The organism is Streptomyces spinoverrucosus (assembly GCF_015712165.1).
GTDB classification, from domain to species: Bacteria; Actinomycetota; Actinomycetes; order Streptomycetales; family Streptomycetaceae; genus Streptomyces; species Streptomyces spinoverrucosus_A.
In genome coordinates this window covers 3,122,031-3,135,535 of the sequence record NZ_JADPZX010000001.1, presented here as the reverse complement: position 1 = coordinate 3,135,535, position 13,505 = coordinate 3,122,031, and the positions used below count along the sequence as shown (strand labels likewise).

The following is a 13,505-nucleotide window of genomic DNA, read 5'->3' as shown; positions in this document are numbered from 1 at the left end:
GGACACGGGGGGCGTCGTCCCCCGGGCGACGGCGGGTGACCGCCGGGGTCGGGTGCCTGCTCTCCGCCCTAGTGATCGCCGTGGTTCCGCTGCCGGAGGGGGCGGGCCAGGCACGGGCGGCCACGAGTGAGAGCTCGGCGGTGACCAAGAAGGGGACGAAGGGGAAGTACGACTTCTCCGAGCTCGAGGTCACCGTGCACCAGACGAAGGGCCTGAACGGGCAGGGCGTCAGGGTGACGTGGAAGGGCGGTGAGCCGTCCAACGGCGTGGGGACGAACTTCCTGTCGCTCATGCAGTGCTGGGGGGACGAGGCGTCCGGGCCGGACCGTACGCAGTGTGAGTTCGGCCGGTCCGCCGGCGCGCAACCCGGCGACGGCCGCGGCGTGTTCCTGTCCGACAACGCCGATGGTTACGACCCGCTGGAGACCGAGACCGGGACGTCGGTGGATCAGAACGGCACCCGCTTCGTGCCGTTCCGGCCGGTGCCCGGACAGGGCGATCCCACGACGGCCGCCACGGATTCCACGTACTTCACCCAGGGCGACACGAACGCCGTCCCGTTCCTGCCCAACGACGGCAACGGCGGCGGCGACATGGCGTTCGAGGTGAAGTCGGCCGTGGAGCAGCCCGCCCTGGGCTGTGGCGCCCGCCGGACGTCGGCGGGTGCGATACAGCCGTGCTGGCTGGTGGTGGTGCCGCGCGGTACCCACGATGCCAATGGAGACCCGGCAAAGGACAGGATTCTCAGGTCGCCCTCGCTGAGCCGGTCGAACTGGGACCAGCGCATCGCCTTCCGCCTCGACTTCGAGCCGGTCACGGACAACTGTGACCCCGACAAGCCGGAGCGCCAGATCATGGGCTCCGAGCTCGCCACCGACGCGATCACGTCGTGGCAGGGGAACCTGTGCGCCACCGGCACTCACCGGTTCACCTACACCCAGTCCAGTGAGCAGCACGCCAGGGACTCCGTGGCGTCGGCGGACTCCTTGGCCGGGCTCGCCATGACGGTGGATCCCGTCCAGCCGGCCGATGGGGTGGTGCACGCGCCGGTCGCGATCAACGGCCTGACCATCGGCTTCGTGTGGATGTACGACCAGCGGACCGGGGAGGGAAGCAACACCGTCGACCGGCCGCTGCCGCTGAAGAACGTCAAGCTCAACCAGCGGCTGCTGGCCAAGGTGCTCACCCAGTCCTACCCCAGCAGCCTGGTCCCGACGAATGAGCAGACTCCCACCTACGTCTCCGGAAATCCGAGGTCCATCGGAATGGACCCCGAATTCCAGCAGCTCAATCCTGGCCTTGAGGATCTGGCCACGAACGAACGGCTGGCCCCGTTGGGTCTGGCTGTTTCCTCGGAGAATTCCGACTCGGCTCGCCTGGTGTGGGACTACATTCTGGCGGACCGCGATGCAAAGGAGTTCATCGAAGGAGAACAGGATCCCTGGGGTATGAAGGTCAACCCCAAGTACGAAGACGGAGTGATCTCGGATTCCCTGGATTACTTCCCCAAGGCGGATCTCACGTCCACGACCCTCAACTGCCCCGGTGGGTCCACCCCGATCCAGCTGACGCGCACCGGGCAGGACGTGGTGCCCTACGTGACCGACATGCACGAGGGGGCGCTGAAGGTCCGCCGTGGCGACATCGGCACCGCATACGAATGCAGCGCCACCGGCACCCTGGCGAAAATGACGCCGCTGGGCCGCCCGGTCCCGACAAAGCAGCGCCAGTTCGGCATCGTGGACAACGCGTCCGCGGTGCGTTACCAGCTGAACGCCGCCGCCCTGCCCAACGCCGACGGCGAGTACGTCAAGCCGACCGACACCTCCCTGCTCGAGGCCGTCGCCCAGATGCCCGACTCGGAGGTGCCCGGCGTCAAGGCACCCGACCCCGCCAAGATGAAGGACGGCGCATACCCGCTGGCCACCGTGGTGTACGCGGCGGCCTCGCTCGGCCAGGCCGAGGACGCGCGGCAGGACTACGCCGACGTGCTCCGCTACGCGGCCGACCAGGGGCAGACGCAGGGCACGGCGAAGGGCCGGCTGCCCCACGGCTACGCCCCGCTGCCCACCGCGCTGCGTCAGCAGGCGCGGCAGGCCGCCGACCAGCTGGAGAAGGGCGCGGCGGCCGCGCCGCAGCCGTCGAACCCCGAGGACCCGGCCTCGAACGACGGCCCGGACACCGGCGGCGGTGGCACGGCCGGCGGACTCGACGGCGGTACGGGCGCCGGGGGCCTGGGCGGCGGCGACCCGGCCGGAGCGGCCGGCGGCGCGACCGGCCCGGCGGGCGCGGGCGGGCCCGGATCCGGTACCTCCCGGCCCGACCCGTCCGAGACGGACCCGGCCAAGCAGAACGTGGCCCAGTCCGGCGGACTCACCCCCTCGGAGGTGCTCGGGCTGATCCGCTGGGTGCTGCTCGGCGTGCTCGTCGCCGGCGGCGTCGCCGGACTCGCCGGTCCGACGATGGTGTGGCTCTCCACCCGCCGGGCGGCCGGTAGCGGCTGACCATTTCCGGCGGTCTCCGGATTCCCCGGGACGCTTATTGTCCCGGGGAATCCGCACACGATTCCGTGAATTCCCTTGGAGTCATCTTGGAAACGGACTCGTAACCTGATGAGCGACTGGAATTAGTGGCCGCCCGGGGTGGGTTTGCGGAATTGTTCTGCACGGCCGGCCGACGGGTCGGTGGCGAAAGAAATCCGGATTTGCTTGCACGTCCATTCCTCGATCCGTTCCCACGGAGGAGAACCGTAGTGAACGTCAAGTCCCGCCTGCGCATCGGTGCCGGTGTCGGCGCTGTCGCCCTCGGCCTCGGTGTCCTGGCCGCTCCCGCCTACGCGGACCCCAACCCGATCACCGACTACCGTCAGCTGGCCGGTGTCGGCTCCGACACCACCCAGGACGTCATGAACGGCCTCGGCGACGTGGTCACCAACGGCAACGGCAAGATCATCGCCTCCTGGAACGCCACCGGCTCCGCCACGATCAAGACCAAGGCGAACGGCTGTGTGATCAACCGGCCCAACGGTTCCTCGGCCGGCATCGACGCCCTGCGCACCGCCGTGGACACCAGCACCGGCTGCGTGGACTTCGCCCGCTCCTCCCGTGGTGTGGCCGACAGCTCCACCCAGGACCTGACCTGGATCCCGTTCGGCAAGGACGCCGTGAGCTGGGCGAAGCGCTCGGACAGCGCCCTGCCCACCAACCTGACGGATATTCAGCTCAGGGACATCTACGAGTGCCGCCTGACCTCGCTGAACGGCGTGTCGATCACCCCGATCCTGCCGCAGTCGCAGTCCGGTACCCGCGCCTTCTTCCTCAGCTCCATCCAGGCGACGCCCGGCACCTGCGTCCAGACCAGCGAGTCGATCCAGGAGAACGACGGCCGGGTCCTGGACAGCGCCGGTGACATCGTCCCGTTCTCCGTGGCCCAGTACACCGCCCAGGAGACCGAGGCCGTGACCGACCGTCGCGGCGCTGCCGTGCTCGGCTCCGTCAACGGCCAGGCGCCGCGCGACGAGAACCTCGAGCTGAACCCGGCCTTCCCCTACCTGCGTGACGTCTTCAACGTCGTCCCGACCAGCAAGCTGTCGGACACGGTGATCGCGGAGACCTTCGTGGGCTCCGGCTCGAAGGTCTGCCAGGCCGCCGACACGATCACCAAGTACGGCTTCGGCACCGTCAGCAACTGCGGCAGCACGTCCCTCAAGGGCGAGCGCTGATCACCATCCCGTAACCGCCGAACGGCCGGGCACCGTCCAGGTGCCCGGCCCTCTCGGCGTATCCATCCACAACCACAGCCCCGTGGGGGGAGCACCACATGAACCAACGACTCGCGCACCTCAGATCACCGGTGGCACTGCTGACCTGCTGCGCGCTGTTGTGCGCCGCCCTGGCCGGGATCGTCGCCTTCTCGGGGCGGGCCAACGCGGCCACGGACCTCGGCAAGTTCACGCTCAGCCCGTCCTCGGGGAACATCCTGACCAACCCGCTGGCCGAATCCGTCACGACGAGCGGCGGATGCCCGGATCCGGCCGACCCGGCGGCCCCGCACTCGCTCAACCTCAAAGTCGTCAATCCTCAGAACACCGCTGTCCAGACGTCCTTCGCCAGGGGTGTGGAGAAGGCCCCGATCGGCACGGCTCCCTTCACGGTGAACCTCCAGCCGCACATCGGTGCGTTCAGGAAGCCCCTGGGCGAGGTGCTGCGGGGGTGGACACCCGAGGGCTCCCTCGACGGCGTGTACACGCTGCTCCTGGCGTGCGGCGGCGGCACCGAGGCCCCCGTCTTCCAGGCCAGGATCAGGGTCACGGGCGACACCTGGACCCTGCTCCAGCAGCAGGCCACGAACGTCAGCCTCACGGCGGCCACCGGCGTCCCCGTCAAGGGCGACCTCAAACTCACCGCCACGGTGCAGCCCCAGGCGGCGGCCGGGTCCGTGGAGTTCAAGACCGGCGGCACCTCGCTCGGCAAGGCGGACGTCACCGACGGCAAGGCGGAACTCACCGTCAAGGCGCCCGCGGTCGGCGGCCCGCACCAGTACGAGGCCGTCTTCACCCCTGACGACCCCGACGCCTACGGCGAGTCCCGGGGCACCGCGCCCGCGAACATCGGCTACCTGCTCACCGCCAAGGACGCCGAGGGCAACGCCCTCGGTGACAATCCGACCCTGTCCATCGGGAAGACCGTGAAGATCACCGTCCAGGGCTTCACGCCGGGCTCCACGGTCAAGGTGTCGCAGTCCCCCGCGTCCGGAGCGACGTTCCAGGACGCCACCCCGAACGCCGAGGGCACGATCGTCGACTACGCGTTCACCGTCCCCGACCGCACGATCAGCGGTGAGACGAGCCTGTACTTCGACGAGGGCGGCTCGGCCAACAAACGAGCGAGCTTCGACTTCACCAGCACCGACGAGGAGGACCCCGACCCGACGGACCCCGCTGACCTCGAAGTGACCGACGAGGACGGCAACACCCTCGACGAGAACCCCAGCCTCGAACCGGGCCAGACCGTGAAGATCACCGCCCGCGGTTACACCGAGGACGCCACGGTCACCGTCACCCTCGCCGAGAGCGAGGAGACCTTCCAGGACGCCACGGCGAACGCCGAAGGCACCGTCGAGGAATACGAGTTCACCGTCCCCGAGGACATCGCGGACGGCGACCACGTGCTGACGCTGGCCGAGGACAAGACCGACGGGCACTCCGTCGACTTCGCGTTCACCACCGGGGAGGAGCCCACCGAGAGCCCCTCGCCGTCCGAGTCGGAGACGTCCGGTGACGACGCCGGTACGGGCAACGGCGGCACCGACAGCGGCGGTACGGACTCGGGCGGCGCCGCCGGCGGGGACACCGGTGGCACGGGCACCGGCGGCGGCTCGATGGCGTCCACCGGCGCCCAGGTCGGCGCCATCGGCCTGACCGCGCTCGCGCTGCTGTGCGCGGGTGCGGCGCTCGTGATCCACATGCGCCGCAAGGGCCTGCTGGCCTTCGACGGCGACACCCCGCAGCACCACTGACGGCCGGGCGGTCCGGGGGCGCACGCGACGCGCCCCGGGCCCGCCCCGCCGCCCCTCGTCTTCACCGTCCCGCTTCCAGGGAGCGCACCCGTGACCACCGTCGCCCCACCCACGGCCGGCCCGCCGACCGAGGCCGCCCCGCCCGCCGTACCACCGCCGCCCGCGCCCCATCCGGCCCGCAAGGCGCCGCCGCGGCCCCCCGCCCACCCCGGGCTCGCGCTCGCCGGGGCGGCCCTGTGCGTCCTGGCGGCCGTACTGTTCGGGTTCGCCGCGAACCTCACGATCGTCGGCCACCTCCAGCACGCCCGCGACCAGCAGACCGCGTACGACGAACTGCGCCGCCAACTCGCCCTCGGTGTCGCCCCCGTGGGCCAGCGCGACTTCGAGGGCAACCTGCTGAAGATGGGCGCGCCCGTCGCGCTGCTGACCATCCCCGCGCTCGACGTCGAGGAGGTCGTCGCCGAGGGCACCACGTCCGAGGTGCTGATGTCCGGCCCCGGCCACCGCCGGGACACCCCGCTGCCCGGCCAGGCCGGCACCGTCGTCGTCATGGGCCGCCAGTGGGCCTACGGCAGCCCCTTCAACGACCTGCACAACCTGCCCGTCGGCGCCCGCATGGAACTGACCACCGGCCAGGGCAAGTCGGTGTACGAGGTCACGGGACTGCGCCGGGCCGGCGACGAGCTGCCCCCGCCGCCCACCGAGGGACAGGGACGGCTCACCCTCATCACCGCGACCGGTGGGCCGTACACCCCGAACGGCGTGCTGCGCGTCGACGCCAAGCTGCTCACGGACGTCCGGCCCAACCCGCCCCGCGACCTCGCCACCGGCTGGATCGCGAGCTCCGAGCAGGCGCTGGGCACCGACGGCAACGCCTGGCTGGAGGTCTTCCTGTGGACCCAGGCCCTGCTGCTCGCCTCGCTGCTCACGGTGGCCGCGTACCGCTTCTGGGGCCGCTGGCAGACCTGGATCTGTGCCGCTCCCCTGCTCGCCGCCCTCGGCCTCGCCGACTCCGGCGCCATCGCCGCGCTGCTGCCCAACCTGCTCTGAACCACCCGAACACGCCCGGGAGTTGACGCACACCATGTCCACCGACATCAACGGCACCGCCACCGCGGACGCCGACCTCACGGACACCGTCGTCCAGCCGCGGGTCGGCGCCGGCCGCGGCCCCGCCACCCTGCGCGCCGAGGCGGTCTCCGCCTGGTTCGGTGACCACAAGGTCCTCGACCGGGTGTCGCTGACCATGCCCGCCCGCCAGGTCGCCGCGCTCATCGGCCCGTCCGGCTGCGGCAAGTCGACCTTCCTGCGCATCCTCAACCGGATGCACGAGCTGATCGGTTCGGCCTCGCTCGCGGGGCGTGTGCTGCTCGACGAGCAGGACATCTACGACCGGGGGCGGCGCATCACACACGCCCGCCGCGAGATCGGGATGGTCTTCCAGAAGCCGAACCCCTTTCCCGCGATGTCCATCTACGACAACGTCCTCGCCGGGCTGAAGCTCAACGCCATCAAGGCCACCCGCGACGGCAAGGACGAGCTGGTCGAGGAGTGCCTGACGAAGGCGGGGCTGTGGCGCGAGGTCAAGGACCGGCTCCGGCAGCCCGGCGGCGCCCTCTCCGGCGGCCAGCAGCAGCGGCTGTGCATCGCCCGCTCGCTGGCGGTACGACCCCGGGTGTTGCTGATGGACGAGCCGTGCTCGGCGCTCGACCCGACCTCGACCCGGCGCATCGAGGAGACCATCGCCGAGCTCAAGTCCGAGGTGACCATCGTGATCGTCACCCACAACATGCAGCAGGCCGCCCGGGTCTCCGACACCTGCGCCTTCTTCCTCGCCTCGCACGGCACACCCGGCGTGATCGTCGAACACGGCGACACGGACGCGATGTTCAACTCGCCGCAGGACGAGCGCACGTCCGACTACGTGAACGGGCGGTTCGGGTGACGGGGTCGCCACGGCGGCCCGTGCCACACGGTGGGCGGGGCCGGGCCGGCCGGGTCGGGGGTGGGGTGGCGGCTGTCCTGGCGGCCGTCCTGTTCACCGCCGGCTGTGGTGCTTCCGGCGGGGGTACGGCGCTGCCTCGGGGGACGGTCGCGCATGTGGAGGGTGGGGCAGGTTCGGGGGCCGGGGGTTCGGAGACCCCGGGGGCGTCGGGACCTGCGTCGGCGCCTGGTTCGGCGTACGCCGGTGTTGCTCCCTCCGGTACGCCGTCGTTTCCGCCGCCGCGTCCCACCGCCACGTCGTCCGGCACGCGGGCGCCCCGCCCCACGGCCGCCGGCAGTCCCTCACGCCGTACGGGCCCCGATCTCTCCCGCACCCCCTCCCAGGCGTCCCGCGACCGCGTCGCCGCGACCGGGCCCTCGCCGTCCGCCGGGCGCGCCGTCATCCGGATCGGGAACTGGTCGTCGTACGTCGCGCGCGGCGGTCAGGACGAGGTGGACGCCTGCGAGGAGGCGGTGCAGTGGGCCGGGCCGGACATCGGGAAGGAGGACGGCTACGAGATGCGGACCGTGGTGATCGTCGGCCACGACTACTGCAACGGCTTCGACCGGTTCGCCGAGCTGCCCGTCGGCACCCGCGTCACGGTCACGACCGTGCGCGGCACCTGGACCTACGAGGTGTACGCGAACTACATCACCCCGGGGCGCGGAGTCCCCGCCGCCGGCCTGTACTGGGGCGACCTCACGCTCCAGTCGTGTGTGGGGCCGGACACGGGCTTCAGTTACCTCACGCGGGTGTGACGCGCTCATCATCTGGGGGGATCGGCGCGCACCTCGCGCGACAGTGAGGCCCGCGTCCGGCCCCTATGCGCGCCGATCAGGGGGGGGTGACCGGGGCGCCTGGTGACTGGCGCCCCTGGGGGGTCAGGTGTGGCGCCGGACACCAGTTCCATACTGGGGGGTCGGCGGACGGGTGGGGCATCCGGGGAGCATGCGGCAGCCCAACTCCCGGTGAATCAGGGTGCGGGGGTGCATCGGGGTGCATCGAGGGGATGCATCGGGGGTGCCCCGGTTCGTCAGATGCCGGCCGCCTCCGACAGGTCCCGCTTGATCGCCGTCAGCAGGTCCTTCGCCTTGGCGCGGGCCGCCGGGAGGCCGGTGTGCGTCGCCACGGGGACCACCACCTCCAGATAGCACTTCAGCTTCGGTTCCGTGCCGCTGGGGCGGACGATGACGCGGGCGCCTTCGAGGGTGTAGCGCAGGCCGTCCGTGGGCGGGAGCGTGTCCGTGCCCTGGGTGAGGTCCTCGGCCCTCGTGATCGGCAGGCCCGCGAGGTGGGTGGGGGGCTGCTCGCGGAGCCTTCGCATGGCGTTGGCGATCACCGAGAGGTCCTGGACGCGGACCGAGAGCTGGTCGGTCTCGTGCAGGCCGTGTTCGACGGCGAGGTCGTCGAGGAGGTCGAGGAGGGTGCGGTTCTCCGCCTTGAGGGTGGAGGCGAGTTCCGTGATGAGGAGGGCCGCTGTGATGCCGTCCTTGTCGCGTACGCCGTCCGGGTCCACGCAGTAGCCGAGGGCCTCCTCGTAGCCGTAGCGGAGGCCCTCGACGCGGGCGATCCACTTGAAGCCGGTGAGGGTCTCCTCGTGGGCCAGGCCCGCCTTGGCGGCGATACGGCCGAGGAGGGAGGAGGAGACGATCGACTCGGCGAACGTTCCCTGGGCGCCGCGGTTGACCAGGTGCGCGGCGAGGAGGGCGCCTACCTCGTCGCCGCGGAGCATGCGCCAGGCGTCGTTCTCTTGTGCGTCCACCGCTTTTACGGCTACCGCGCAGCGGTCGGCGTCCGGGTCGTTGGCGATGATCAGGTCGGGGTTCGTCTCGCGGGCCTTGGCGAAGGCGAGGTCCATCGCGCCGGGCTCTTCCGGGTTGGGGAAGGCGACGGTGGGGAAGTCCGGGTCGGGGTCGGCCTGCTCGGTGACGAGGGTGGGGGTGGGGAAACCGGCGCGTTCGAAGGCGGCGAGGAGGGTGTCCTTGCCTACTCCGTGCATCGCCGTGTAGACCGTGCGGGCCGTGCGGGGGGAGTCCTTTGCGAGGACGGCGTCCGTGCGGGCCAGGTAGGCGTCGAGGACGGTGTCGTCGAGGGTTTCCCAGCCCTCGGTGGGGCGGGAGACCGTGGTGAGGGAGGGGATGGCTGCGATTTCCGCGGCGATGTCCGTGTCGGCGGGCGGGACGATCTGGGAGCCGTCGCCGAGGTAGACCTTGTAGCCGTTGTCGCGGGGCGGGTTGTGGCTGGCGGTGACCTCCACGCCGGCGATCGCGCCGAGGTGCCTTATGGCGAAGGCGAGGACGGGGGTGGGGAGGGGGCGGGGGAGGAGAGCCGCGCGGAGGCCGGCGCCGGTCATGACGGAGGCGGTGTCGCGGGCGAAGTCCGCCGACTTGTGGCGGGCGTCGTAGCCGATGACGACCAGGCCGGTGGTGTGGCCCTGCTTCTTGAGGTACGCGGCGAGGCCGGCGGCGGCGCGGATGACGACCGAGCGGTTCATGCGCATGGGGCCGGCGCCGAGTTCGCCGCGGAGGCCGGCGGTGCCGAACTGGAGGGTGCCGCTGAAGCGGGCGGTGAGTTCGGTGACGTCCTTGGTGTCGATCAGGCGGGCGAGTTCGGCGCGGGTTTCCGGGTCGGGGTCCTCGGTGAGCCATGCCTGGGCCTGTGCGAGGAGGTCGTCTTGCACGGTCGGTCAGCCTCTCGTTGGGGGGGTGGTGGGGTGCGGGTGGGTGCCTGCGGCGGCCTGCTCGGGTTCGGTGGGGGTTGCTGCAGCGCCTGCGGTTCGGTGGGTGGTGCGGGGCCGTGCCGGGGGGTGTCCGTCCTCGGAACGGCGCGGAATCGGTCATCTACAAAGGTGCCCGGGTTGACGCGCCAACCGCTGCGGGCGGACACCCCCCGGCACGTCCCCTTCCCGCCGTGGGCGGCTTTCCCGCCGTCGTGCCTCGCGTCATCGTCCCAAAAGGGGCGCGGGGAACTGCGCGACCAGCCCCCACGTACCCGCAGCTACGACAGCTACGACATGACGCGACACCCCTACGGCGGTCAGAGGCGGGCCAAGACCTGGCCCAGCAGCGCACCCATCCGCGTCGCGCTGTCGCGGCCTGCCTGGAGGACCTCCTCGTGGTTGAGGGGCTCTCCGGTCATGCCGGCGGCGAGGTTGGTGACCAGGGAGATGCCGAGGACCTCCGCGCCTGCCTCGCGTGCCGCGATCGCCTCCAGGACCGTCGACATGCCCACCAGGTCCGCGCCGATCACGCGGGCCATGCGGATCTCGGCCGGCGTCTCGTAGTGCGGGCCGGGGAACTGGGCGTAGACGCCCTCCTCCAGGGTGGGGTCGATCTCCTTGCACAGGGCGCGGAGGCGGGGGGAGTAGAGGTCGGTGAGGTCGACGAAGTTGGCGCCGACGATGGGGGAGGTGGCGGTGAGGTTGATGTGGTCGCTGATCAGTACCGGCTGGCCGGGGCGCATGCCCTCGCGCAGGCCGCCGCAGCCGTTGGTGAGGACGATCGTCTTGCAGCCGGCGGCGACGGCGGTGCGGACGCCGTGCGCGACGGCGGCGACGCCGCGGCCCTCGTAATAGTGGGTGCGGCCGAGGAAGACCAGGGCGCGCTTGTCGCCGGTGCGGTACGAGCGGATCTTGCCCCCGTGTCCGGCGACCGCGGGCGGCGGGAAGCCGGGCAGCTCGGTGACCTGGAACTCGGCCTCAGGGGCGCCCAGCGCGTCCACGGCCGGTGCCCAGCCGGAGCCCATCACGAGGGCGACGTCGTGGGACTCGGCCCCGGTGAGTTCGCGCAGGCGCGCGGCGGCGGCGTCGGCGGCGGCGTAGGGGTCGCCCTGGATGTCGTCCGGAAGAAGAGAAGCGTTCACGCGACGAGGGTAGCCGGTTTGGTCCTACGCGCGTAGATGATGGAGGTCACGGGATTGCGATCGTTGTCTTGTCGTTTCCGACGAGCCTTCTGTTTCAGCAGGGTCGCTTTCGTAGCTCCATCACGTAATCGTGCGGCGCGCCTGCCGATTCGGCCGCGTCCGCGATTTCGCCCAGGTAGCGGGCCGAGGGGAGGCCGCCCTCGTAGGCGTTGAGGACGTACGCCCAGGCCGGTTCCTCGCCGTCGAGGGTGTGGACGCGGACGCGGAGGCGGCGGTAGACGCCGAGGCCGACGCCGACCCATCGGTCGAGTGACTCCTCGTCCATGGGTGCGATGTCGTAGAGCGCGACGAAGACCTGGGCCATCGGGTCCTCGACGATCGTCGCGAGCGCGCCCTCCCAGCCCATGTGCTCGCCGCCGAACGTCAATCGCCAGCCGTTCAGCCACCCCGTGGCTCGCATCGGCGAGTGCGGGGCGCGGCGGGACATCAGCCGCGCGTCGAGATTGCCGGCGTAGGCGGCGTAGAGCGACATGGATCGAGAGTACGGCAGTCGGCTCGCGTGTCACTTTCGTGTCAGGGGTACCTGTGGTAGCTCCGGTGGGCCCCCGGGGCAGTCGCACGTTGAAGGGTGCGGGACAATGGAGTACGTGACTCGGATCGTGATCATCGGTGGCGGACCCGGCGGATATGAAGCGGCGCTGGTCGCCGCACAACTCGGTGCGGAGGTGACCGTCGTCGACTGCGACGGTCTGGGCGGAGCGTCGGTGCTGACCGACTGCGTGCCGTCGAAGACCCTGATCGCCACGGCCGAGGTGATGACCAACTTCGACTCCTCGTACGAGGAGCTGGGCATCATCGTGGCGGACGACACGCCGCCGGAGGAGGTTTCCGCCCGGATCATCGGGGTGGACCTGGGGAAGGTCAACCGACGGGTGAAGCGGCTCGCGCTCGCCCAGTCGCATGACATCACCGCCGCCGTGACGCGGGCCGGCGCCCGGGTGATGCGCGGGCGGGGGCGGCTGGAGGGCATGCAGGCCCTCGACGGGTCACGGAAGGTCGTGGTGCGGGCCGCGGACGGCAGTGAGGAGACGCTCACGGCCGACGCGGTGCTCATCGCCACCGGTGGGCATCCGCGGGAGCTGCCCGACGCCAAGCCCGACGGTGAGCGGATTCTGAACTGGACCCAGGTGTACGACCTCGACGAGCTTCCCGAGGAGCTGATCGTGGTCGGGTCGGGTGTGACCGGTGCCGAGTTCGCGGGGGCCTATCAGGCGCTGGGGTCGAAGGTGACGCTGGTGTCGTCCCGGGACCGGGTGCTGCCGGGTGAGGACCCGGACGCGGCGGCCGTCCTGGAGGACGTCTTCCGGCGGCGCGGCATGAACGTCATGGCGCGGTCGCGGGCCGCCTCCGCCAAGCGGGTGGGCGACCGGGTCGAGGTCACCCTCTCCGACGGGCGGGTCATCACCGGGTCGCACTGTCTGATGGCCGTCGGCGCCATTGCCAACACCGAGGGCATGGGGCTGGAGGAGGCCGGGGTCCGGCTGAAGGACTCCGGGCACATCTGGACCGACAAGGTGTCGAGGACGACGGCTCCGGGTGTGTACGCCGCCGGTGACGTCACGGGTGTCTTCGCTCTGGCGTCCGTCGCGGCCATGCAGGGGCGGATCGCCATGTACCACTTCCTGGGTGACGCGGTGACGCCGCTGAACCTGAAGACCGTCTCGTCCAACGTCTTCACCGACCCCGAGATCGCCACCGTCGGCTACACGCAGGCCGACGTCGACGGCGGTGTCATCGACGCCCGGGTGGTGAAGCTGCCGCTGCTGCGCAACCCGCGCGCGAAGATGCAGGGCATCCGGGACGGCTTCGTCAAGATCTTCTGTCGGCCGGGCACCGGGATCGTGGTCGGCGGTGTGGTTGTCGCACCGCGCGCGTCCGAGCTCATCCATCCGATCTCGATCGCCGTCGACAACAATCTGACGGTCGAACAGATCGCGAACGCGTTCACCGTTTATCCCTCCCTTTCGGGGTCGATCGCGGAGGTGGCACGACAGCTCCACACCCGGAAGGTGACCGCCGAGGCCTGACCGTTTCGGCGGCCGAAAGCGACTCCTCGCTGGTCACGGGGAGTTGCCGACCATGC

At 71.0% G+C, this 13,505-nt stretch carries 10 protein-coding genes; 7 read left to right on the top strand and 3 right to left on the bottom strand.

The genetic code is table 11. From position 1 onward, the window contains the following. The first annotated feature begins 35 nt into the window (after positions 1-35). The 6 genes from I2W78_RS14000 (at position 36) to I2W78_RS13975 (ending at position 8,259) form a co-directional block, all read left to right on the top strand. A complete protein-coding gene (locus I2W78_RS14000) occupies positions 36-2,504 on the top strand; it encodes a hypothetical protein (RefSeq protein WP_196460016.1) in 2,469 nt (822 codons plus the stop codon). Positions 2,505-2,752: 248 nt separating this feature from the next. Further along, complete coding sequence (locus I2W78_RS13995; protein WP_196460014.1) at positions 2,753-3,721, top strand: hypothetical protein; 969 nt, start codon at positions 2,753-2,755, stop codon at positions 3,719-3,721. Positions 3,722-3,819: 98 nt separating this feature from the next. After that, positions 3,820-5,517: an Ig-like domain repeat protein gene (locus tag I2W78_RS13990; protein ID WP_196460012.1), complete on the top strand. Its 1,698-nt coding sequence runs from the start codon at positions 3,820-3,822 to the stop codon at positions 5,515-5,517. 90 nt (positions 5,518-5,607) lie between these two features. Continuing rightward, positions 5,608-6,567 (top strand): sortase, encoded by a 960-nt coding sequence (locus I2W78_RS13985; protein ID WP_196460010.1) that lies wholly within the window; start codon positions 5,608-5,610, stop codon positions 6,565-6,567. A gap of 34 nt (positions 6,568-6,601) precedes the next feature. Further along, a complete protein-coding gene (locus I2W78_RS13980; RefSeq protein WP_196460008.1) occupies positions 6,602-7,462 on the top strand; it encodes a phosphate ABC transporter ATP-binding protein in 861 nt (286 codons plus the stop codon). A gap of 65 nt (positions 7,463-7,527) precedes the next feature. After that, positions 7,528-8,259, top strand: a complete 732-nt coding sequence (locus I2W78_RS13975; protein WP_196460006.1) for a hypothetical protein — start codon at positions 7,528-7,530, stop codon at positions 8,257-8,259. Between the two features lie 275 nt (positions 8,260-8,534). On the opposite strand, the gene I2W78_RS13970 is transcribed toward I2W78_RS13975, so the two are convergent. The 3 genes from I2W78_RS13970 to I2W78_RS13960 all read right to left on the bottom strand — a co-directional run bounded on the left by I2W78_RS13970 (position 8,535) and on the right by I2W78_RS13960 (position 11,894). Beyond that, positions 8,535-10,181 carry a phospho-sugar mutase gene (locus I2W78_RS13970; protein WP_196460004.1) on the bottom strand — a complete coding sequence of 549 codons (1,647 nt, stop codon included), beginning with the start codon at positions 10,179-10,181 and terminating at the stop codon, positions 8,535-8,537. A 356-nt stretch (positions 10,182-10,537) separates the two neighbouring features. Beyond that, on the bottom strand, positions 10,538-11,362 hold the full coding sequence (locus tag I2W78_RS13965) for a purine-nucleoside phosphorylase (protein ID WP_196460002.1): 825 nt from the start codon (positions 11,360-11,362) through the stop codon (positions 10,538-10,540). 94 nt (positions 11,363-11,456) lie between these two features. Further along, the gene (locus I2W78_RS13960) at positions 11,457-11,894 is read right to left on the bottom strand and encodes a gamma-glutamylcyclotransferase (protein ID WP_196460000.1); all 438 of its coding nucleotides are present in this window, start codon (positions 11,892-11,894) and stop codon (positions 11,457-11,459) included. A gap of 106 nt (positions 11,895-12,000) precedes the next feature. Here I2W78_RS13960 and I2W78_RS13955 point away from each other — a divergent pair, with 106 nt between their 5' ends. Then, a complete protein-coding gene (locus I2W78_RS13955; RefSeq protein WP_196459997.1) occupies positions 12,001-13,449 on the top strand; it encodes an NAD(P)H-quinone dehydrogenase in 1,449 nt (482 codons plus the stop codon). The last annotated feature ends 56 nt before the right edge of the window (positions 13,450-13,505 follow it).

Coding starts and splice junctions, on each gene's coding strand:
- I2W78_RS13990 (WP_196460012.1), top strand. CDS start 3,820: ATGAACCAACGACTCGCGCACCTCAGATCACCGGTGGCACTGCTGACC.
- I2W78_RS13960 (WP_196460000.1), bottom strand. CDS start 11,894: ATGTCGCTCTACGCCGCCTACGCCGGCAATCTCGACGCGCGGCTGATG.
- I2W78_RS13980 (WP_196460008.1), top strand. CDS start 6,602: ATGTCCACCGACATCAACGGCACCGCCACCGCGGACGCCGACCTCACG.
- I2W78_RS13955 (WP_196459997.1), top strand. CDS start 12,001: ATGGAGTACGTGACTCGGATCGTGATCATCGGTGGCGGACCCGGCGGA.